Here is a 24,317-nt window from a genome sequence, read left to right on the forward strand (position 1 = left end):
TATTGCTTATTGCATTTTTTGTAAACTATAAATTAAAGCTTCAGTAAACCACTCCGGGTTAAGATCTGTGGAATACTTAATATTACGGCGAACAGTATCACTTCTAAAAGAATTATCCCAAATATCATTATCTCTGTCCTTTATTGATTGTGCAACCGCAACTGGTGATTTAAGTAGAATCTTCACGAATGCATTATCTTTATTCACAGGGATGATGTTTTTGTATTCTTCAGAAACTTTAGGGCAAATAGTTGGAATTTCACTAATTACTCTTGCACCTAAGGACATCCGCAAATTATAAATTTTAGAGCCGAGGGGAAAAGCAAATTCTGGCATACCTGTGCCATAAAAAAAATTAAGAGGAATATGCATAAAATTACTGTTAGCTACACTATTTCCTAAAAACTGCCCTAAATCGTCTAAATAAATCTTAGGATTTTTTATCCAATTCATTGCTAAATGCCAAGAACCACTTGAAAGCCAGTGATAGCTAAAACCTAGATCGTTTTCAAAAATTGGCAGAGTTTGATACAAAAATTCCTCTTCTGGGTTGTACATTCGGAGAAAGAAAAATGACTTTGCTGCAATCTCAGGACAAATAGTAACTGTTTTCAAAATGTCAAATGTGGAGTATGGTAAGTCATTAGCTTTGCAAATGAAAAAATAGTTAATAAATTTCTGCCAGCTTTCATCAGTAAATGCTTCGTTTAAAAGTACTGTTTTATGTTTCTCGACTCTTTCAAGTCTGTCATCATCACTTGTTTCTATATTTTCTTCATTCGCAGAAATAAAAAGCGGTAAAACTCTTTCTTCGGTATTGTCTGAGGAAGAAAATAAAATAAATTTTTGAATCTCCGGGTTTACCATACCAAATTCAAAATTATTATTTTCTTCTTTTACCAAAGCCTGAGTACTTATTTGCGAAGCATTGCAGTCCAGTGGAACTGCAAAAAGATCATTCTCGCTATCTCTAACATATCTTAGTCTCAAACTGCCATCTACAAACTCTTTTGATACAGCATTACTATATTTTCTAACAAAAAATTGCTTTTTAACCCTTAAAGATTCATCAAAATTTTCTGTACAAAGCTCCAACGTTACTGCAGTTTCAGGATTCAATACATCTGAAAGCAAAAAAAGTTTCTTGAAATCTTCCAGGAAGGAGTTTACAGGAATAAGTTCCCCATTACATAAACGGCTAATTTTTATTTCATCTTTAAATGTATTTTTAAATCGGACAAAAATTCTACTGTCCAATCGATTTAATATACGTAAACCATATAAATTGTTCAGCAGTAGTACAGACTTGTCATCAAGTATTTCTCCATCTGAATTTAACAATTCAAGACCTCTGAATGGAGATGAAATTTCAGTCAGAAGTGATTTGGTGTCTGCCAAGAATTTAAAACTACATTTTATAGATTTTGGAATTTTGCGGTGATCTTTCAATCCAATTTGAATATTGCGGTTTTCTCCAATTCTATAATTGCAAAGGGGATTTTCATTTATGGAAACTCCAAAATTCTCTCCTGCAAAGCGAAGCACGGCACTACTTGTATCTGCCGATTTCATATCCAATGAAAATCTACCGATATTATAAACAAAATCTCTTTCTGAAATACCATCTTTTGTTATTTCTATTTCAAGAATACCCAATGGTAATGTATTTGGATAATCATTCCAAGCATCATTATTTTTTCTGAATATGATAGATTCTGCAGGTAAGGAATTACCATTTTCATCAAATACCAGAACTTTTAAAGAACCTGTGACAACTGGTATATTAGATCTAAGCATCCAATCAGGCTTATCTCCAGTAATAATATAATCCAGTGAGGGCTGACCGGTCTTAAATTCAACATCACCATCTGTATTACTTATAATTACAGAATTTTTTAAATCAACATATCTGAATTCAACCCCATTTACTTCTATAAAATTATAATTACTAGTTTCAAAGCCATTGCTAAACAATACAAGCGCAGCTTCAGCTTTGGTTTTGTTAGATTTTTCCAAAATCCACTGATATTCATTTACCTGACCCCAAAGCATCGGTGTTTCAATTGAGGGTAAGGTATTTATGATTGATGTGTTGGACCATTTTTCTCCTTTATTATCTGTAATAAATACTTCGGGCAGAATTTCATAAGGATCCCAAAGAATTTGAGATCTATGCCAATAAGCGTTATAATTCCCGGAAATATTTTGAATCAGTTCGGCAATCAGAGTATCTCCAACAAAAAAAGAATATCTTTTGTCCAGATCTTCACTATTCAATTTTGGAAACAAACCTAACAGTGAACTCTGTTCAAGCGTTTTGGGAATCTGAATCTGTAAATTTATTCTGTATTTATCCTCTTCTTTCGTTAGAATCCAGTTACTTTTGATTGAACTCTTTCTGACTACATTTCCCAATCGGCTTTTTTTAGTAACCAAGCCTCTTATTATTCTCTGCACATGATGTTGCTCTGCAAAAATGTTTGTGTATGCAGGATCTTCATTCCAAATAGCCTGAACAATTTCCAAACAGCTTTCATAAATTATTTCGTTCCTTAAAGTCACAGGCAATATACCTATGATATCCGGATCATATGCAAAATCTTCAATAGATTCAGGTCTTAACTCCAAAATCCGATTAAGGAAATTATCATAATAGTTATAATTTTGACCTAAATGACGAATAGGTAAACCTCCTTGCGTCAGTAGGGTTCTAAAGAAAAGGGTATTCTGTTTCTGCAGCCATTTAATTCCCAATTGCTTGGCTCCCTTTTTTGCGTGTTTGTAAAAATCCTGAGCATCAAAACTGAAATAGCTGTTACCTAGAGAGTTAAATATATTTTGCTTAGAAGGCTTGCCACCAAAATACTTTTTCTGCCACCAAAATGCATAATACAAACCGGCGTCCCTAGGATCAAGTGCACTAATTCTGGTATTATTGCAAATCTCTGCTTTTAATCTTTCGAACTCATCATCCGTTAAGCGTAGTTCTCGGAAACTTCGCAATGTATTTTTATCAATATTTTTTTCTGCAAGAAGGGTGTTGAAATATGACATAAACAAATATTTTTTTCAAAAGTAAAAATGACCTGTGCAACCCATCCGCACAAGTCATCAAAATGCTCACTCTACTAAATTAGCAATAAATCTTTCATCACCCAAAATAGCATTGTCATTTATTGACAATCAACTCTATATCCCCCTCACAGCTCTGTCATAAATTTCATTGAACCAAAGGCGTTTAAATTCTTTGTTGACGCGGTCTTCGGTGAGTTTGTTGTAGAGAGACAGTTTGCCGTCTATGAAGTTTAAGAGTTCGTCATCAATAGTGTCATTGAACTTGTCCTGAATGTTGGCTTTTGAATTGTTTTTGTTGAAGAAGGCCATTAAATCTTCATTCTGATACACATTCTCTTTCATCTTGAAGAAATCCACTTTGTCTTCATCACGAAGATCAATTCCGAAAGTATCATTCAGAACTTTAATAATTTTGGTGAGTAATTCCAATTCATCTTCATCGGGGCCGGAAGCGCGGCAGGTTTTTGACCACTCATTGCATTGTTGCCGGATTCCAATGGTAAATCTGTGGTAAAATTGTGCTGAAGTTTGTAAGATTCCAAGTCCACATCTTCCAAAACTTCAAAAGGTAACATTGTTTTTTTGTAAGGCAGTTTTTTGTACAAAGCGGTTAAAAGGACATAGTATTTTTCCAACTCCACATCGGTAAAGGAAATGATCTGCGAAAGGAAGCGATACAGACGGATAAAGTCGTTGGCATCGGATTTAAACGTTTCCTGTTCTTCTTCCGGCAAGGCTTTGTATTTTTCTACAATGGCGTTAAGAATAGGCTGTAATTTCTCTTTATGATCGCCTTTGCGGAAGAAAATCTCTGCAAAAGATTCCAAATCGTTTTTGTAAATGAGGTTGGTGGATTCTATTTTGTTCAAAACATCATAAACGCTGTTCTGATCGGTCTGATCTTCCAATTCCATAAAATTACTGCCGTAATAAGCCTGAAAGTCTTTCTGGATTTTCTCGGGATCGTTTACAAAATCCAACACCATTGTGGTGTTTTTGCCTTTTTTGGTGCGGTTGAGTCGGCTTAATGTCTGCACCGAACTTGTTCCGCCCAATTTTTTGTCCACAAACATGGTATGCAACAGCGGTTCATCAAAACCGGTCTGATACATATTGGCTACAATCAGGATGCGGTATTTCGGTAATTTCAATGCTTCAGGAACTGAAATTCTGCCTTCCAAGTCGTTCATTGACTGCATTGTATTTTCAGTGTTATTTTCGTGATCCGTTACGGTTCCGCTGAATGCTACCAACGCTTCATAAGGCAGATTCATTTCGCGCATAATTTCATCAAACTTGCGTTTGTAGCGCACGGCGTGAAGACGGCTTCTGGTTACCAACATTGCTCTGGCTGTGCCCTGAATTTCCTTTTGTGTCTGCGAAACAAAATGCTCCAACATAATACGGGTTTTCTTTTCAATGGCATGATCCTGAAGATCGACATAATTGGACAGCAAACGCACGGTTTTCTTTTTCGCGTATTCTTTGTCTTCCACTTCGGAACGCTTTACGAGTTTGTAATAGCGCTTCCACGACATATAATTTTTCAGAACATCGAGAATGAAACCTTCTTTAATCGCCTGTTCCATTGAATACAGGTCGAATTCCTTTTTGGTTCCGTCCGGCTGAACAGTGCCGAAAATCTCTATTGTTTTCGGTTTTGGTGTGGCTGTAAATGCAAAAAATGAAATATTTTTCTGGTCGCCTTTGCTTGCGATTTCCTCTTCAATGATAACATCAATGCTTTTTTCGGTTTTATCGGCAGATTCGGATTCTTCCAAAGACAATGCCTTACGCAAATGGCGTGCAGATTCTCCGGCTTGGGAAGAGTGGGCTTCGTCTATGATCACCGCAAAATTACGGTCTGAAAAACGCGAAACCGTTTCTGAAATTACAGGGAATTTCTGTAAAGTAGTTACAATAATTCGGCTTCCGTTTTCTATGGCTTCTTTTAAATCCTGCGAGGTTTTACTTTCATCAATGTAAGCGACAGCACCTGGAACCTGCTCGAACTGTCGAATGTTGTTCTGGATTTGTTTATCCAAAACGCGTCTGTCGGTAACCACAATAGTAGTATCGAACAAAGATTTTGCATCGGAAGGATTTTGGTAAAGATCTGAAAGACGGTGCGCGAGCCAAGAAATGGTGTTTGATTTTCCGGAACCGGCAGAATGCTGAATCAGATATTTTTGTCCGACTCCTTTTGAACGGACATCTGACAACAATTTGTTGACGGCTCGGCGTTGGTGGTAACGCGGAAAAATAAGGACTTTGGATTTTTTAGAATCTAATTTTTTGGTCTCGTTATTATAAAATTTTTCTTCGTTTTCCTGAATATTCACGAAATTCTGAATCAGGTCGAGCAACGAATCTTTGGTAAGAACTTCTTCCCACAAAAATGCGGTTGCAAAACCATTGGGATTAACATTGACCAAATGCTCGTTGAACGGTAGGAAATAAGTGCTTTTGCCCTCTAACTTTGTCGTCATTGCCACAGATTCTGTAGAAACGGCAAAATGCACGAGGCAACGCTGAAACTCGAAGAGTTTTTCGCGTGGATCGCGGTCGTTTTTGTACTGCTCAATCGCCTGTGAAAGGTATTGCCCTGTTAAAGCGTTCTTGAGTTCCATTGTAATCACCGGAATACCGTTGACAAACAGCACGATATCCAAAGAATTTTCATTCTGGTTGGAATATTTTAACTGACGAACCACAGCCAAACGGTTTTTGCCATATTTCTCCAAATGTTCCGGGGTGCGGTTGTGGTTGGGCTTGAAAAACGCCATCTGCAGTTTTACACCACGATCCTTGATGGTGCCTTCGCGCAGAATTTTTATAGTTTTGTTGGTGTTGATAGATTTGGCCACATTTTCCACGATTTTACGGTCTGTATCTTCACCGTATTCTTTGGAAAGCTGTTCGTATTCTTTGGGTTGTGTGTCTTTTACAAAGGCAATAACCTCTGCCGGAATGAGGCAAAGGTCTTTATCGTATAACGAGCGGTCTAAAGGCGTGTATTCTTCGAAACGGCCCAAAGATTTTACCACGTCGTATTCAAAATCGGATTCTTTTACTCCTTCTGCCATAGTTTTTTAATTTTTTTAATTTGAAACTGCAATTTTTCCCGTTACTGCTTCAGATATTATGGATTGGCGATATTCTTTAAGTTTTTCAATTTGAAAATTTAATTTTTGAGATACTTCAAAAAATTTCTTTTCATAATTATCAAGATATTTTGCAATAGATTTTTGTTCTTCCAAACTCGGCAAAAAAATAGTCAATGATTTTAATAATGTTTGGCTTAATGACGCTCTCGTTACCAAATTCATTTCTTTCGTAAAACTTATTCTTACATAATTGCTTCTAAAAAAATATTTTGAAAAACCTTCAAATAAGCTACTGTTTAAATCAGGTCTAAATCTTATAGTAAAACCTGAAAAAACTGCATTCGGAATAGTTTCTAAACAGGTTGACGCAATCCCAATTTCTTCTATAGTTTCTGAAGTTCTTGTAAAAAAAACATCTCCCTTTTCCACAGAATAACTAATTCTATCTTCTTCAGTAGAATTTGCCAATGCTTCAACCTTTAATGGTAAAGAGAAATTTTTATAAATATCTCCATAATTAACAAAGGGATAACCTGTTCCAAAATAATCACCGCCTTTACTTACACCATTCTGAAAAGAACCTAAATAACCAAGTTTAGAAACCTCCCAACTCTCCGGAATATCGCCAATCCATTCAATCCCTGAATCTTTCATGGGAACATTTGGGTTGAGACCTTTGGTAACGGCTTCATTGATGACGGATTTTTTCTTTTCTTCGAGGAGCTGGAGGAGTTTCTGTTTTTTCTCGATGATGGTGTCATTCTGCGTGGTTTTCCGGTCGAGGAAATCGGCGATTTTTTGTTGTTCTGAAAGTGGCGGAACAGGAATTTCAAAATCATTTAAATTGGTTAGCGAAACACCACCAATTAATCCCGATAATGAACTTTGAAACTGATTTTTAAACTCATTGGATTGAAGAAAATAGTATACGAATTTAGAATGAGTAGTTTCTGTTGATTTAAAACAAGCTAACTTATTAACAAAACACACGTCCTCCGTTGTGAAAGTAATTTTTTTACCTGCACTTCCACCTTCAATGCAAAGCAAAGTTGAATTAGACGGTGCTACTTTATATTTTGTTTCTGAAGTAGGAATAATAATACCTGTGTCGTAGTTGCACATTCTGGTGCCAACATCAATATCCTTAGAGGAAATATAGTTATAGCCTTTTAATTCAGGATTCTCATCAAAGGAGAATCTTAGTTTTTCGCCATCATTCAAGCTATTTCCGGTAAAGATGTTTACCAAAAATTTAAGTTTAGAAATGTGCCAATCGTCAGGAATTTGATGAAACCATCTTGATGCGGCGCTTTTGTAATGAATCTCTTCTGTCATTAAGCAAAAAGTTCTTTAATTAAATTTGATATTCCTTTTTCGCCATTGTCGCCGAATTCTAGGGCTTCAATTTCTGCCTGCACTTCTTTGGAAGGACGCAATGGCACATACTGGTAGAAGTATTTGGAGAAATTGATTTCGTAGCCAATTTTTATTTTATTGGGATCAGGAAATGCACCGGGAAGATGCGGAACAATGTTTTCCGCAAAGTAATCTTGGATCTTCGCCGTCAGCGGTATGCGCTCGGTGCTGTGCTTTTTTGCTTTCGCTTTGGGGTTATCAGGATCTGCTACAAATACATCGGCGCTGAAGTAACCAAAGAAATCGTTTTCAAATATTTTAGAATAGGTATTTTCCTCAAAAGCGGTGTAGAGTTTTACCACTTCATCAATATGTCGATCGAGAATATCATTCCTTTTATTTCCCAAACTGCGTTTGTTGACTACGGCGAAACCTTCTTTTCCAGCACGGCGGTCTTCCACATCGGAAGCGTTGATGAGCTGCACCTTGCCACGGCGGTGTGCTGGTTTGTTATTGTCTAAAAACCAAATATAAGTGCCAATGCCGGTGTTGTAGAACATATCTTTCGGCAGGGACACGATACAGTCGAGCAAATCGTTGGAAATTATGTATTTGCGGATGTCGCTTTCGCCACTTCCGGCACCACCAGAAAAGAGCGGAGAACCATTGGTAACGACGGCAATTTTACCACCGTTGTGTTCCATTTTGGAAATCATATGCTGAAGAAACAGCAACTGACCATCGCTTTTTGCAGGAAGTCCGTTGTAGAATCTTCCGGCAGGATTCATTGCCTCATTGGAAACGAAATCGTAATCCTTTGCCCAGGTAACGCCATACGGCGGATTTGCCAACTGGAAATGAAATTTTTTATCGGGAAACAAATCGTTGGTAAGCGTGTTGCCGTGCTTGATATTGTCCACATCGCCACCGGTAATGAGTGCCTCTGCTTTTGCAATGGCATAAGACTGTTCGTTAATTTCCTGCCCGTAAGTGAAAATAGTTGGTTTTTGATTTCCTGAAACCAATTCATCCAAAATATAATTTTTCGCCAAGTTGATCATACCGCCCGTTCCGAGTGTGGGATCGTAGATGGTACGGATGGTTCCCGGTTGTGAAAGTTCTTCCTTTTTGGTGGAGAACATCACTTTATACATTAACTCGATTACATCGCGTGGGGTGAAGTGTTCCCCCGCAGTTTCGTTGGACTGCTCATTGGAAATGCGGATGAGTTCCTCGAAAATGTAGCCCATCTGGTGATTGTCGTAATTCTGTAATGACAAATCTACCCTCGTGATAGCCTGAATCATTTCGTAAAGCAGTTTGTTTTTGATGAGACGCGCCACGATTTTCTCGAACTGGAAGTTGTCCAAGATTTCTGTTACGACCGGATTGAAACCGTTAATGTAATTGTGGAAATCAATTTCAATGGTTTTGGTGGATTCTTTAAGGGATTCCAAGGTGTGTTTTGAGATGTTGTAGAAATTGAGATTTCCGGCTGACTTTTTCAGAATCGGCTCGAGTTTGTCATCGGCAACTTTGCCTTTGAATTTTTCGTAGGCAGAGCGCACCGCTTCGTTTTTGTCTTTCAGAATGGAGTCGATACGGCGAAGCACAACGAAAGGCAAAAGTACATCTCCAATTTCGTTTTTCTTGAAGGTGTTCCAGAGGACTTTATCGGTGATTTCGAAGATAAATTTAACGTCGGGGCGTTTTTTGGACATGGTATATGAGGGGTTTTATTTTGTGGTGTAAAGATATGATTTTGGTGTGCAGGGGAAGTGCATTGGTTAGGGAAAATTTAAGAACCTGGAAACTTTGTCGCCTATGATGTACTGTTTATCAACATTATCTAAAATTTTTTGGTATTTACTTAATAACTGAAAATACAGGTCATAATAGTTTTTGTTTGCAATACTCCGGAAAGAAATTATATCTGGCTTCGACATCGGTTTCCCTGTAGGATAAAAATATGCGTTAAATGTTGGGCCGGAATTAATTAAAAAGCAATTATTAAGAATAAATCTATCATGTACCATAAAAGACTGGATGATTGTTATATTTGGTTCTTCTTCGTGAAACTTTGCAACAGCGGCTTTCATTTTCCTTTGTATTTCTAATAGATCCAAATTAATTTCACCTTGCTTAACAAAAATTACTATGTTGATTTTTTTTCGGTATGTACATCCAATAAAATTTTCTAACATTGGAAATAAGTTCGCCTCAATATTATCTTCATTTTTAAAGAGGAAGTTGTCTACAATAATTAAATCTGTATAAGGTACATTATGTTTTTTTAAATAAGACCACGAACCAAATTTTTCTATAGTTTTAACATCTTCAAAAAAATACTTTGTGTTCTGTAAGAACAACTTTGTAAAAAGCTCAATTTCTTCCCCAACATCTGCGATTAAAATATCAGATCTATCTTTCAGTTTGGCCAGATTATCATCTTTAATAAAAAAAGCAGAAGTCAATTGATGTACATCAAAATCTTTATGAGTGTTTGATTTTATTGTGCGAGCCGGAAATTTTTCTGGAGCAAAAATATGCGTGTTATCTCCACGGCCTTCCGCTAACAACTTTGGAATTAACATTAACAATTCTGATTTTTTTAACTCATCCTTACTGAAATTAAAAACTAAGTCTAATTCTTCCTGAATGAGATTTAAACAATTCTGAAAAAACTTATCTTTTGGACTTGATAAAAAAGATTCAAGGTTTTCTATATCAAAGTATGCTGTCATGTCTTAAAGTAATTCAAAAGCAAGGTTAGTTGACTCGTCAAAAAAGCCGGTCCCGAATTCGTTTTTGAATTTGCCATCTTCACGGTATTGCATGGACCATGCTATTTTTTCCTCATCAAAATAAAGCACGGTGAAAGGATTTTCATTTGGAGCTATCTGCAGTTCTTTTTCTTTGACAAAAAGTTGAGTTTTTCGAATGAGGTATTCGGAATGTGTTTCTATAATTAGTTCTATACCTCTTGAATAAACATCGTAGAACAAATCGCAAAGTTCACTCTGTAATTTTGGATGCAAGTTCATTTCCGGCTCCTCTATGATGATTATCTTTTTTCTAACATCTGAGCTCCTTTCAAATATGCAAACAGCCAACTGTATTACCAATTTTACTATTTGCACAGCACCCATCCCTAAATCAGCTAGTAATATCTTTTTATTGTCGGCTGAAACGATTTCAACAATGGAATAATCCCCTTCTATAACTGATACTTCCAGCTTCTCACCGATATCAAAAAAACGAAACCACTTAGTTATAAAGATATCGCACTCGGACCTATTTTCAAAATCCAGATTAGCATACGCATAAGCAGCCTGGCCAAGTTTATTCTCCTTTGAACGAGTTGGCAATAATGATAATTGTTTTTGCAGAGTTGCCGGTAGATATAATGACGCCCTTTGTTTTTGTAATTCAAGAATAGACGACATAGTATATTCGAAATATCTGATTTTTTGATAAAAATATCGTAAATTCTCGAATTCGAGAAGACTCTTACCTCTAAGTGTCTTTGATTGAGATTTTTTAAATAGTATATCATATTTGGAGAGGAATGTTTTAGTAACCTCGCCAAACAGTTTACTAGGAATTGAAGTAGTGGTGTTGCACTCCAGGAAAAAAGAAGCTATGTCATTAGACTTATTTAAAGATTTTGACTTTTGTTCTTTTAGACTTCTACTATACAGTTGTTCCAACCTATTTCTTTCAGTTAGGTTTTCAATATATTCCGGTGACAATTTGTTTTCAATAGAATCTAATTCTAGACTTATGTTTTTAATTGCACCGGTAATTTGCTTTAGGAATTCTTCGCCTTTACCGTCTTTGTGCTCATCTTTAACAATCTGTTGATTTCTGAAATATTCTGTTTTATTTTCAATTTTAAAGTAGTTAATAGCTGGAAAAAATGAAAAAACAAATTGGTCAGCTAAATCACTAAAGGAAATTTCTAAAACATCTGCTTTGGTATTATTTTGATTTCCAGTAACTTTTATATAGAATTGATATACTCCGATTCGATAAATAATATCTATAAAATTACCGCGGGACCGATAATCTAAATTTTTATGGTAAGCTCGTGAATACGTTGAAAAATTGACCGAATCAGCATCTTGACTGTCAAATTTGAAAACAGACCAATCTTCGGATTTTAAAAACTGCTCGAATAAAACCAGTGCTTTAATAAAAGTTGATTTTCCGGAATTATTTTTACCTACCAAAAAGGTGATGTCGCCAAACTCAATGCTTGGAAATTCTTTGAATTTTCTAAAGTGGTGAAAACCTAAACTATTGCTCATTTGTAACTGTATATCTTAGAGTGTCATCGATTTAAACGGCGTGTTCATTTGAGAAATTGAATGCATGTAATTCGTTACCATTCTTCTTCTATGTCTAATCAAGTCGTAACCCCATTTGTCTAAAAGTGAGTAGCATTCAACTTCTGTGTTGACTGACTTTCTTCCCACTCTTTCAAAGCCTTTTCCGGCTTTTACGATATAGTAAGGTGTAATAATATTTCTATCGTGAAAGTCATAATCGCCGTCTAATTCGGCATTAACTACAGTGATTTTTATATCAGGGTGTAGGCGCTCCTTTAGGTAAGAGGACAGAGCAGTAAGTTTTTTCTTTAGATCATCATATCTTCCTCTATCCAAATCTGATGATTTTATCAGTACCTTTAAATGTTCATCCCCAGAATGTAAAATTTTATTTATCAGAAAAACGAAGTTATTATCAAATTTTTTTATGTTATTTTTATCTAAATACGCAGCTAAAACATACTTGTCTGTAATTGTTATCGTAGAAACTAAATTAGTTCGAAGACTCTCAAACTCCTGCCAGGAGTTATTTTCGTCTGGAATAAATTTAAACGTAAATTTATCCTCAAAGGCCTGTAAAGTTTTAGCAAATCTCTCCGGCGTTAAAAGTAAGACTTTGTGTTTTATCTCCTCATGCCAATCTTTTTTTTCGGCAGCAAGATATATGTGAGCATCATCCTGATATTTTTTAAGGTCTTCTTTAAAATCCTTAATCACTAACACCTCATTACTTCCTTTACTACTGATTTTCGCGAATAATATGTCTGAGACCTCTCGTCGTTCAAAATCCTCAAGTGAAACATCAGCGTTAAAGACCCACGTCACTTCCGCATAATTATCAATTATATTCCACAGGATTTTCACCGCCTTATTATGATCTCTGGGTAAGGACAAAAAATGATCCTTAAATCCCTGTTCTACATACACCCTCATAGTCTATTAATTTAGCTGTTCGCTATTTAATTTCATTAAATCATATCGAAGTCTGATGGCTTCGTCGTAAAATCCAGGGCCGAAGTCTTCGGTTAATGTACCATTTTGGTTAATGTTAATCGACTTGACTTTAGGTTCGTGTTCATTTACAAATTCATCAGCGTTAAAATAGTAAATCTGAGTAGCATCGGTATCCAGCTCTTTCTTTGCAGTAAGATATTGTAATTTTCTAATTATATACTCGCTGTGTGATTCTATTATTAAACGGAGATTTGGAAAGGTTTGCACCGCAAGAACAAAGAAGTCTGCCAGTTTGGATTGTAAATTTGGATGGAGATTAGCTTCCGGCTCTTCAATAATTAAAATATTTTCATTACTGTTGATTCCTATGAATTTATTACCTGAAACAGCAATCTGCAGAATAATAGGAACAATCTGCGAAAACCCAAATCCCAAATCTGCAAAAGAAATTTCTTTGCCACCGACTGACATGTAGGGAACCATTATGGTATTTTCAAAACTTTTAACTTCAAATTTTCCTTTGATTTCAAAAATATCAAAAGCTTTTTCTATAAAGGGCGAAATTTTGGAATTGGTCTTGTTACTTATATTTTCATACTCTATCAGTACTCTGTTCATTTCCAAGTTGCCATTGTTTAACAGCACTCTTTCGGTTGATCCTCTTTGCGCGCTTAAAAAGTGAACCTTTTTCAAATAGTTTTCAAAAAGCTGGATCTGTTTCGGAAATTGCTGAAAAAAAGTAAACCCGGAATCATTATCGCTCCAGTCCCAACCCACCAATTTTTCATTAAAAAGCAATCTATAGATATCATTTTCCTTTAATACCAATGTATCAACGGATTCGTCAAATAGCTTCAATTTTACGAGATGCTCCTGAAAATCTTCTTTAATTTTTTTAAATGGCAACATTAAGGTGCTTTTTAAAATTAGTGAGAAATTATCACCCGGTATATAATGTGGGATTTCTAAAAAGTTTTTAATCAACAGCTCATCTTGTACTTTAATTAAAATATCAGTCAGTGAATCAGTAACATTAATATCATTAACGAAAATATCATATAGGGCGTACCTGTTTTTATTTTTAATATTTTTATTTACAACACTATTTATCAGAGAAACAGTTGGAAAGTATTCCAGATCGATAAAAGAAGTTTTAAATGACAAGCCATCACGTTCTTCTTCATTCTCTGAATCATAAATTCTGGGATAATCTATACTAAGGATACTTTCAGGACTTCTATAATTATGAAAAGAAATGGCATCTGTTGAATAAGGATATGTACTCAATTTATTATAACTTACCTTTCTACCGCTAATACCGGAAACAATATCTATGTCCTTCTCAAAAAAACAGTCTATAATTTTTTTGTAATTTATCTTTAGGATTAGACTGTCCCAACTCACTGTGCCTGTGATATCCTCGGGATGTGTAGCAATTGCTGTATATATTTGAAATTCGAAAAAAGCAGTTTCTGAATCACCTATCTCCATTTTTTTAACTGCCCCATCACGGAAAGTTAATTTAGTTGTAAGGTCACTCTTAAAAAATTTAAAATTTGATGAGAAATCAATTTGAAACTCTTTAACTTCGCTTTGCCAATTTACCGCATTTTCAAATTCTCCAAGATTATGTCTTCCTATTTTTAGCTCTAAATTGTCGACACCTAATTTGAGTAACTCTAACAGCTTGGTAAAAGCACTTTTTCCACTATTATTAGGTCCTGTTAGCAGAACAATTGGCTTGATATTAAAAGACTGATAATCTTTAAATATTCTGAAATTTTGCAGTCCAATTTTCATATGTTATTTTTATTTAAGAAATATTTATATTTCTTTTGAGTTTAATGTGATAATTTTTTCTCCTTTTATGTTGTTGAAGACCGCAAAGGTATCCTGATACAATGCAGTACAACTGCATTAATAAAAACTAATTAATTTTTTGATCTTTCCTTTCAATTCTTTGACTAAGTTATCCGGTTCCAAGACTTTCATATTATCTCCAAATGACAAAATGAGAGATGTGAGTTCATAATTTAGTTTTACATTAATTTCCAAAATTTTGCCTCTAATTTTTTGTGATCCATGAAGTGGTTTGGATATGATATATGGTAAAATGGAATCGGAAAGCTGAATCAATATTTTTTCCGGTTTCTTTTCCATATCATTACTAACTCCCACAATATCTTCAAAATAATCTGTGAAATTTATGGAGCTGACTTCAAAATCCGAGTCACCAGATTGAATACTAATAATACGGTCTAAAGCCAGATTCTGGATTTTCCTCACCTGATGGTTTAGCCCAAACAGAAACCAGCGGTTATTGTACTGCTTCAGATAATAAGGAGAAACTGTAAAAACATTTTCCTTATCTGCACTAAATCCTTTGTAGGTAATTGATATGCATTGATTATTTAGTATAAACTGATACAAAGGATTAAGAAATTCCAGCCCTTTTAAGAATTCATTTTCTTCGAAACTTATGATCTGATGTCTTTGCTTTCCTGTACTAATGCCAGATTGCAGTTTTGTCTGCAGAGAATTTACCCAGTCGAACCCCGGTATATTATTCATGCGACTAAGCGTTTCCAAGGCTTCCTGTAGGGAATCCATTTCTGCGGGATTTAGGGGTTTTTTAAGAATTGTAAATTCAGGGTCTGAATATCGGTAAAAAACTTTTCGGCCGTCTTTTACACTTTCAATTGGCGCATCAAAACCGGCCTCGCTTTTCATGAAATCCATATCGTCAAACATCTGGCGGCGGGAAACCGTAGTTTCCTGAGCATAATGATGGGAAAGAATATCGGAACAATAATCAATTAAATCATCGATGTAGAATTTTCTGTACTGGTTTGCAAAGCATTTGTCCAAAGCTTTGTATCTTATCTGAGCATTTTTATTTTGAGCCATTCCAGGATTTCGTGTGAATCTCAAATATACGCATTGCATTTGAAAGTAAAAAAGGGAATCTGTAAAAGGGAGTAAGTAAGTAAGTGAATTTGGGCAAAATATTTTTTTTATTTTTTGGTTTTGAAAACATGTATTAAAACGAATATTTTAAATGCAAAATAATAAACAGTAAGTGATTGTTTGCAGCCCCTTACACTGGATTCATATGTTTTTTTTAGCAGAAAAAAAATAAATTTTGTTTTGCGAAAAAGTACTTACTCCACTTACTCCCATAATTCAGTGAATGTAAAAGAAAATGAGTGCACTTTTTGCACTCATTCATTTTTCAGGTAAATATGGTAAGATTTTACTCAAATAATGCCTCCTCCAATTTATCACCAGACTGCTTATTTTCCTTATCTACTGCCTCGAATTCCTTGAGTAAAACAGGGTAAACGTAGGTTTTGTTTTTGGAGATTCTTGTAAAGCCATGTTTCTTGAGGGCCATCCCGATTTTCCGGATGGTTGTTTCGGTGATGTTTAAGTTTGCTCTGGAGGAAAGCACCTGCGCGATCTGTGTGGTGGTAAAGAAATATTCTGCACTGTGTTTTTCTGCTGGTTCGAACCATATCAAAAGGAGTTCTTCTTCAGGACTTTTCAACTGATACTGTTCATTATTTGCATCAATGTTTTTAATTTCTTCCTTGTTGAACCAATGGCGGAAGCCGTCTTTGTAAAGTTTTAATGCCTGAGCATAGCACAAGTTGATATCTACTTCGTGTTGGTACTCGATGTTTTCGAGCTCGAAGCAGAGGAAGCGGCGGGAGCCGGTGGTGTCGTTAAGGAATTGGGCGGTGTTTACGCTGCCGGCGAAGCTGGCACGGCGTGGCATATTTTCGTTGTTGTGGCCATAGGCTTTTCGCATTCTGATGTGCGTTTTTGTGATGAGTTCTTTCAGGGAACCGATTTCTGTACGGTTCAAATTTTCGAGCTCGTCCAGGTTGATGAGCATGCATTCTGCCAGGTGAATTAAGGTGTCCTTGTTGTTTGGGTTTACGGTTCCTGAAAAGATGTACTGTTTGAGTTCCCTAGGCATTAGTTTTTCTATCCAGGTTGTTTTTCCGAGTCCCTGTTTGCCGGAAAAGACAATTACAGTTTGATTGATTTGCTTTTCGTCCAGAACACACGCAACCATTGCGACAAACCATTTTTTGAAACATTCTTTCCAGAGATCCTGTTTTGTAGTGGTAATCGTTAAGGCTAATTCTTCTATGTAGTCTTTATCTCCCGTATATTCCGGCAAATTTTCGAAATAATCTTTGAACGGATCGTACATTTCGCAGAAGTCGGAATGAAGCAAATTTCGAAGAGAATTGATGCTGCAGCGGACTTTTGCTTTCTGGATTTCGCGAAGGATTGAGTTTTCTTTAAAGTCGGTGATGTATTTCCATACTTTGCCGTTTACACGTTTGTATTCGAGTTTTCCCAGGACTTCGTTGTAGCGGAATTTGTATCGGTTGTTAAGGAAGTTTTCGAGCTTGTCGATTTGGGCGGGTTCTTCTTCATCGTCGATGGCCATGGATTGTGATGCGGTGGCTGGCGCGGATGAGTCACTATCGATTCTTCTTTCGCGCACGGATTTCACAGATTTCACAGATTTATTTTGGGGCGTGAAATTGTCGGTGGCATGTTCGGAGGTATTGGAATAGGCGCTTTTTACGGCGGTCATTACTTCCTGGGTGTTGTAATCGTAATCGGCTAAAATGTAGCCTAAGGCAAGACTTTCGGGAACTCCTTTTCTGTTCAGGTTGTTGGCTAAGGTGAATACAAAGTAATTGCGGCTGCCTTCTACAAACTGGTATTTTTTCTCGGTGAATTGGATGCAGTGGGCGTACAAAGCATCGTAATTGTCAGAAGCTGGAAGCTGGGTGCTGGGTGTCGGTGCAGGCTTTTCTATTTCAGGTTGTTCTCGTGATTCAATGACCGAGAATTCTTTTGAGTTCTCATTGAGATAAAGTTCAGGATCATAGGAAAAGAAGCAAAGTCGGGTGATGTCTTTGCCGGATTTGTCGATTTCGAGCTGGAGAAGGTTTTCGAAATATTCCTGAAGTTTCAAGAATGTTTCTTTGTGTTCGGTTTTGTCGGTACTGACTTTTACAAAGATTTTCAGGCCGTTTCCTGATGGGCTGGTGAAGGCTGCAAATACAAACTCGTTTTCTGCGAGTTTTTCTTTGGATTCAGTGAGTTTTTCTTTGGTGATCTTGTCAATGTCGAGAACTACTAAAGCATTATAGGCTGTTAGGAATTCCATTTTCCTGCCGCCTTTAAAGGTAGCTGAGGGTGTGAATGCCGGAAGGGATTTTTTGGCGCGTTCTGCGGCTTCTTTTTTGTCCTCGGCAAGGGATTTTCGGAGGTAAGTGATGGCGTTGCGGTAGGTTCCGGTTTTAATATCGTCGAGGATTTTCAGGATGTCTTTTTGTTCGATGACTTCATTGAAGTTTTTGAATATGGTAGATTTCATTTGGGGAGATTTTAGATTGTGGATTTTAGATTTTAGATTGAGATTCTTCGCTTCGCTCAGAATGACAGATTCAAGGTTTAAATGTTCTGTTTACTCTTTTGTCTTGAAACAAAAGAATCAAAAGTTCAAGACTGGATTTATTTGCTAAAATTTTCGAAGGGTTTCCTAAAATTCCCAGAACTCGCGCGATTGTGGCTGGTTTCTTCGGTTGAAGATTTTAGCGCGCTCAAACAATGGAAATTTTTTAACGGAAACCCTTCAAAATTTTTTAACGCAAATAACTCCTAGGTCATTTTTTCAGTGCCGGATTATTGCTATTTTTTAGCGAAGGCGGAATTGCGGTAGTCCTGGATGAATTTTTCTACGTCGGAGAGTTTGTAGTAGATTTTGTTGCCGACCTGGGAAAAGGTGATCTTTCCTTCGTCGCGCCAGGATTGTGCAGTGCGGAGAGATACATCAAGCATTTCCATGAACTGTTTGTTGTTCAGATAGGTTTCTGTTTTGGCAGATCTGGAGGAATTCAACTTTTGATTGATTTCTTCGATTTTTGAAAGGAGCTCGTTGAACTGGTCTTTGGTAAGGATGATTGCTTCCATAATTTTTATTGGGTTTAAGATTATGAAGCAAAATTGCAAGATAGAATGAAGTCCCCAGGTCCCCATTTGGTCCCCGGGGACCAAGTTTTTTATATGAGTGTATTCAAATCTATTCTTTTACCGTTGTTTGGGCGTTTTTCTTCTTTGGAAGGTTTCAGAATTGTCTTTACCGTCTGGGGACTTATTGGATTTCCGTCCTTATCGACGAAGTTATTGACGATAATTTCGGCTAATTGGTTGGTGTTTGCATCGATATAAGGCAGGTTGTCGGGAGTGCGCAACGTGCTTAATTGGTAGAATACATCGGCAATCTGGTTGATATTGATGTTGATTTTTATTTTAGGCTGAACGGTCCCCAGGGACTTTTCAAAAGTCACTTCTTTTTCCAGGTCCTGTTTGAGTTTTTTCATGGCATAAATCTGCTGGATTTCTTTTTCGCACTGTTCATCATACGCCAGGGTGTTGATGTTTACCGTCTCAATGCAGGATTGTTGGTACTCGAACTTTTCTTTGGTAAGCAACATGATCCGTTCGGCATCACAGCCCAGATTTGCAAGGTCTTTTTTTAGTTCATGGAAGGAGAAATACCGGTCTTCGCTTTCGGCGTTGATGTATTTTTTGGCAGGTTTTACCCTTGTTGTTTTGGCTTGCTCGTCCAGGATCCGGTTTCTTTTCGTTTCAATGCTGACCATGAATTTTGTATGCCGGTGCTGGTTGCGAATGCCATTAAAAAGATCGTCGTTAAGGAAAGCAGTTTTTCGAATTTATTGAGCCACTGTACAGGATCTTTCACCAAAAGGCAATGATGGCAGATGAACTCGGGGATCTGGGAGTGGGTGATGCTGAAAGACCGGTTGATGAGCTGCTGGCAATATTCATCCAGAGTCTGCTTGGGTGTTTTTTCAATATCGAATTCGGGGTTAAAGTCATCCGTCGGTTTTACGGATGAAAATTGCACGAAGGGTGCGGTTTCTTTCAGCAGATACTTTTCCGACATAGCAGATTTGTGTTTTTAAAATAATAATACCGTTAAGGGAGGGGGAAGTTCTAATCAAAGCATCGGGAAACAAAAATCGCGCGGCAAAAGGCAAAGCTTAGTGGCAGATTCTGTTCTTTTCATCATCAAGCTAATTTATGAAATTGGGTGCAAAAAAACGCACCTTCTTTTGAAAAGAAAGTGCAAAAGTTTTCAACAAAATTTTTTTGGAATTATGATCTTATTAATTTGGTAGTCAGGCAGAGGGAAAACATTTTTTTGGTTATAAAAACTAGAAAATGTATTTGTCTACTGCATCGTCGAGTTCGGAATTAACGATTTTTGCATAAATCTGAGTGGTGCTGATATCACCGTGATCCATCAGTTTGCTCACGTATTCGATCCGCATTCCGTTTTTTAAAGCATTCGTTGCGAAAGTATGACGGCTCAGGTGAAAAGTCAGGCTGAATGGGAATTTTAACTCTTTGCCCAGTCTTAGTAAATGGTATCCACATAATCTGTTAGTTCTTGCAATCTCCTTAGATTTGTTTTCTTTGCTTTTTTCGAAGAACGCCACGTCTTCTAAAACCGGAAATATAAAGGATTCAGGATTACAGTTTTTCGGTCTGTACCTCTTAATAATATCCGAGGCTTTACTCGCTACTTTGAACTGATGCTGCCTGTTGGTTTTTTTAATCGTTTTAATGACTCGGTGTTCTTTGAGATCATATTCTGACCATTTTAAGGAAACGACGTCGCTGAATCTTAATCCGCCAGCATATACGGCAAAAAGGAACATATCGCGGAACACTGAACATTTTCCCGGGCCTTCTATTTGGTGGTTTTTGAGTTTTTCCAGCTGATCATTGTCCAGGAATGTCCTGGTTCCTTTTTCTTTTTTGAGTTTGATTTTTTTGAAAGGGAAGAGGGTGTCCTCGATGAGATCTTCATTGTTAGCGCTGGTGAACATATGTGAGAGCGCTTTTAGTGAACCAATTATCGTATTGCTGCTGTTGCCTTTCACTTTCCGGAGATAATTGATATAATCGTTTAAAAGCAGGACGGTGATATCGTCAAAATCCAAATCCCGGGTACCCACAAAGTTTTCAAATTTTTTAATGTCCATTTTATAATTCCGGCAGGTGCTGACAGAGTGGGTGAGTGCAAGTTTTTTTAATCTGTCATCGGCATAATCGAAGAAATTAACGGTCGGCTTTCCTTTGATGGCATCTTTTAATCTGCGGGCTGATATGTTGTTTGTTTTGCGCTCACTGTCGGCCAACATAGCGGACGCATCTGACAATTGTTTCAAAAGAAGGGCATTCATGCGGGCACTGTTAGGGTGATTCTTCTTTACTCTTCCATTTTCGTCATCCCATTCGTTGAGTTTTAATTTTACTCCGGTTGTGATAAATTTTGTTTTCCGGTCCTTAATCACGCGGATATAAATGGGGTAGTGGCCAGTGTTGTCTTTCTTTTGAGTTCGCAGAACCAATTTTAATGATGCCATGATGGTACAATTTTTTAAGATTTGTTTTTGAGTGCAAACGGATGAAATTCATGTAGACTGCCTATTCATAATCAACTGCATCCTAATACAAAGGTACAACATTAGGTACAACAAATGCTTAATTTGCTTGCATTTTGTTGCATTATTTTAATAGTATTTTTTTTAATATTGTCGATTTAATGGGCATTTAAGAGTAATTACTTCAAAAAATTTGAATATTACTGTTATCCTGGGAATGGCAGAAGTACTTGGACACGGGTAAGTCGATAGAATATTAGCTACAGGAACGTTGCCTTCGCCATTGTACAAAAAAAATCCTGGAACACATATGTTCCAGGAATTTCTATTATGTGGGTAGATTGTGCAATCCGCCGCAGTTATTTGCAGTCGCCTTACATTGGGCCCTGCATTTCCTCATCGCCGGCAGCATTGCTGTTGATGTCTTTTTTGCGGCGTGGCTGGTCAATCTTCTCACCCTGTCTGAAGCGGTAAGTGAGCGATACGCTGAACTGACGTGGCTGCCACTGCATCTCCATCTCGCGGGTAAACTGTGGGGTGTCCGAGTAGTTTCGCATTCTTCGGGTGTTGAAGATGTCGCGCACATTCACTGCGATGGTACCGTTACCGTTCCAGATCATCTGTGAGGCCCCGAAATCAAATCCATACATCGCTTTCCGGTTGTTCATAGCCGTTTTCTCGCCTGCTCTGTAGAATGACTGTAACTGCATGCTTAGGTTTTTAGTAGGCCTGAAGATATTGTTGAAACGTATTCTGTAAGAAAACCCGTCCCCGGAGAAATCATTTGCAGTGATAGGATTATCAGGGAAAAGGTTGTAGCTGCCTTCGTTCTTATACCCATACAGATCGGTAGAGAGCATGACTTTCCACCATCTGAACGGGTCGAAAGTCGCATTAAGGTCTAACCCGTAATTGGTTTCTGTACCTGCGTTTACCGGGATGGTGTTGATGGCGCCCATACCGTCAACGTACTGGTAACGGTTCTGTTCATCCTCAGATTTTTTGAAATAGATGGTAGGGTTGAAGGTTATTTTGTTCTTTGAAAGGCTGTAGCCAAGCTCAAAAGAGTTCTCATAGGTAGGGTTTAGGTTCGGGTTACCACGGAAGTAGTTTCTGTCGTCATCAAATGACATAAACGGAATCAGGGAGAATGCTCTTGGCCTGTTGATCCTTCTTGAATAATTAAGCAATATCTGGTTGTTCTTGCCCAGATCATAACTTAAAAATACCGACGGGAAGAATTGCGTGTAGTTTTTCTTTACCTCTGGTTGTTCAATGGCCTGTCCAAAGTTGTTGAAATTGGTAAAATTAATGTCGATGGCGGAAGTTTCACTTCTTAAACCTAGCTGGTAGCCTAACTTTTCGCCCAGTTTGCTTTTGAACTGTGCGTAGGCCCCCAAGATACTTTCGGAGTAAATGGTGTTGCTCGTAAAATCATAGCGGGTATAGAAAGCCTGGCCGTTGTCACTTTGATTTACAAAATAATCGTACGTGTTTTTGTTATAATCGTAACGGATACCGGCTTCAAGTTTTGATGTTTCACCGATGGGCAGTTCATAATCTGCCTTACCGATGAAGGTGTCGCTTTTAGAATCTGTAGTTACGTTGTTAATAGAGTTACCGGTGGCCTGCAACACATTGCCGATAAAGGTATTCTGTACAATCTGGTTGCTGCCTTCGTTTTTATTGTTTTGGATGCTCCCTGATAGCGTCAGCAATTGTCCGTTGTCGCCTATTTTCTGGTCTAAGCCGAAGTCGATCTGAGTAGCAAAGTTGCTGTTATCACCGAAACTGTTACGGTTTCTGTTAATATCATTAAATGCCGAAGCGTTTGTGTAGATTCTTTCTTCATAACTGTTCAGTGTGTTTGATTTGTTATCAAAACTTCTCAGCATTCCCGAAAAATTTATTGAAGTTTTATCGCCAAGATCATGCACGAAACCGGCGGTCAGGTTATAATTTTCGCCGTCGCGCTCACTTTTCCCTATCTGGTTTGAATATTGTGTGAATGGGAAGGCGCTGCTGGCAAGGCTGCTCAGGTTGTCCTTTCGTGTAACGGTATTCTTGCTGGAGCTTTCATTCTCACTGTAGCCACCACCACCGTTCACATACCAGGTCCAGTTGCCTTTTCTCCAGTTAAGGTTCGTGTTCAGGTTTGTTCTTGGTAAATATCCTAAAGTACCCGTCACGGTACCGTTGAACCCCATCTTCTTATCCTTTTTCAAGATGATGTTCAGAATACCTGCGGTTCCGCTGGCTTCAAATTTCGAGGAAGGATTGGTGATGACTTCAATTCTTTCAATCTGTTCCGCCGGGATCGACTGTAAGGCATTAGCGCCGTCATCAATACCTAACAGAGAGGAAGGTTTCCCGTTGATGAGGAATCTTACATTGGTATTCCCTCTCATCGAGACTGTTCCATCGGTATCTACAGAAACCGATGGCACGTTTGAAAGCACATCCTGAAGGTTTCCGCCTTTTGATACGATGTCGAGTGAAGGGTCATATACTTTTTTGTCAATTTCCACACGGTAAGGCTTTACGGCCTGCGCGGTAATCACTACACCCTGGATGTCCTGTGTCTTTGCGCTGGTAAGCGAAGCTTCAGCCTCAATTGTTAGATTTCCCAAACTTCCACCGGAGGTGATCTGGCGGTTGAATACGGCTGTCTTATAATCAATGGCTTCTACGGTAATGTCGTAATTTCCGGGTGCCAGCGCAAGGGTATAGGCACCTTTTTCATCAGTTAAAACTGCATCGCTGAAGAGTTTATTGACCTTGTTGCTAAAGCTTACAGAGGCGTAAGGTACGGCGGCATTTCCTTTGTCGCGAATAACGCCCGATACGTTTACTTTCTGCTGCGCAAATGCTAAACTTGCTGCACCGAGGACAAAGGTGAGGCCTAATGTCCGCTTTCTGATCATCGATGTAATTTCAATTTTGTCTGTCATAGGTATAGTTTACTTTTTTATACTGATGGTTTTTTT

16 protein-coding genes are annotated in these 24,317 nt (G+C 37.6%); all 16 read right to left on the reverse strand.

Going from position 1 to position 24,317, the window contains the following annotated elements; translation table 11 throughout:
* Nucleotides 1-6: 6 nt before the first annotated feature.
* The gene (locus CO230_RS03820) at nt 7-3,054 is read right to left on the reverse strand and encodes a hypothetical protein (protein ID WP_122027384.1); all 3,048 of its coding nucleotides are present in this window, start codon (nt 3,052-3,054) and stop codon (nt 7-9) included.
* Nucleotides 3,055-3,189: 135 nt separating this feature from the next.
* The gene (locus tag CO230_RS12325; RefSeq protein WP_228438178.1) at nt 3,190-3,504 is read right to left on the reverse strand and encodes a hypothetical protein; all 315 of its coding nucleotides are present in this window, start codon (nt 3,502-3,504) and stop codon (nt 3,190-3,192) included.
* On the reverse strand, nt 3,471-6,161 hold the full coding sequence (locus tag CO230_RS03825) for a type I restriction endonuclease subunit R (RefSeq protein WP_228438179.1): 2,691 nt from the start codon (nt 6,159-6,161) through the stop codon (nt 3,471-3,473). The genes CO230_RS12325 and CO230_RS03825 overlap by 34 nt, the downstream gene beginning before the upstream one ends.
* Nucleotides 6,162-6,176: 15 nt before the next feature.
* Nucleotides 6,177-7,517 (reverse strand): restriction endonuclease subunit S, encoded by a 1,341-nt coding sequence (locus tag CO230_RS03830; protein WP_122027385.1) that lies wholly within the window; start codon nt 7,515-7,517, stop codon nt 6,177-6,179.
* Complete coding sequence (locus CO230_RS03835) at nt 7,517-9,259, reverse strand: class I SAM-dependent DNA methyltransferase (protein ID WP_122027386.1); 1,743 nt, start codon at nt 9,257-9,259, stop codon at nt 7,517-7,519. The genes CO230_RS03830 and CO230_RS03835 overlap by 1 nt, the downstream gene beginning before the upstream one ends.
* Before the next feature lie 66 nt (nt 9,260-9,325).
* A complete protein-coding gene (locus CO230_RS03840; RefSeq protein ID WP_122027387.1) occupies nt 9,326-10,282 on the reverse strand; it encodes a hypothetical protein in 957 nt (318 codons plus the stop codon).
* A 3-nt stretch (nt 10,283-10,285) separates the two neighbouring features.
* Nucleotides 10,286-11,848: an AAA family ATPase gene (locus tag CO230_RS03845; protein ID WP_122027388.1), complete on the reverse strand. Its 1,563-nt coding sequence runs from the start codon at nt 11,846-11,848 to the stop codon at nt 10,286-10,288.
* Between the two features lie 15 nt (nt 11,849-11,863).
* Entirely contained in the window at nt 11,864-12,802 is a 939-nt protein-coding gene (locus CO230_RS03850) for a hypothetical protein (RefSeq protein ID WP_122027389.1), read from the reverse strand.
* Nucleotides 12,803-12,808: 6 nt separating this feature from the next.
* Complete coding sequence (locus CO230_RS03855) at nt 12,809-14,623, reverse strand: DUF3696 domain-containing protein (protein ID WP_122027390.1); 1,815 nt, start codon at nt 14,621-14,623, stop codon at nt 12,809-12,811.
* A gap of 117 nt (nt 14,624-14,740) precedes the next feature.
* Nucleotides 14,741-15,730 (reverse strand): helix-turn-helix transcriptional regulator, encoded by a 990-nt coding sequence (locus CO230_RS03860; protein WP_122027391.1) that lies wholly within the window; start codon nt 15,728-15,730, stop codon nt 14,741-14,743.
* Between the two features lie 346 nt (nt 15,731-16,076).
* Nucleotides 16,077-18,230, reverse strand: a complete 2,154-nt coding sequence (locus CO230_RS03865) for a VapE domain-containing protein (RefSeq protein WP_122027392.1) — start codon at nt 18,228-18,230, stop codon at nt 16,077-16,079.
* A gap of 314 nt (nt 18,231-18,544) precedes the next feature.
* Complete coding sequence (locus CO230_RS03875) at nt 18,545-18,826, reverse strand: helix-turn-helix domain-containing protein (RefSeq protein WP_088470040.1); 282 nt, start codon at nt 18,824-18,826, stop codon at nt 18,545-18,547.
* A gap of 89 nt (nt 18,827-18,915) precedes the next feature.
* Entirely contained in the window at nt 18,916-19,518 is a 603-nt protein-coding gene (locus tag CO230_RS03880; RefSeq protein ID WP_122027394.1) for a hypothetical protein, read from the reverse strand.
* Nucleotides 19,455-19,823 carry a hypothetical protein gene (locus CO230_RS03885; protein WP_122027395.1) on the reverse strand — a complete coding sequence of 123 codons (369 nt, stop codon included), beginning with the start codon at nt 19,821-19,823 and terminating at the stop codon, nt 19,455-19,457. The genes CO230_RS03880 and CO230_RS03885 overlap by 64 nt, the downstream gene beginning before the upstream one ends.
* Before the next feature lie 271 nt (nt 19,824-20,094).
* Entirely contained in the window at nt 20,095-21,312 is a 1,218-nt protein-coding gene (locus tag CO230_RS03890) for a site-specific integrase (protein WP_122027396.1), read from the reverse strand.
* 392 nt (nt 21,313-21,704) lie between these two features.
* Entirely contained in the window at nt 21,705-24,281 is a 2,577-nt protein-coding gene (locus tag CO230_RS03895; protein WP_122027397.1) for a TonB-dependent receptor domain-containing protein, read from the reverse strand.
* Between the last annotated feature and the right edge of the window lie 36 nt (nt 24,282-24,317).

The sequence above is a fragment of the Chryseobacterium sp. 6424 genome (assembly GCF_003692615.1).
GTDB lineage: Bacteria > Bacteroidota > Bacteroidia > Flavobacteriales > Weeksellaceae > Kaistella.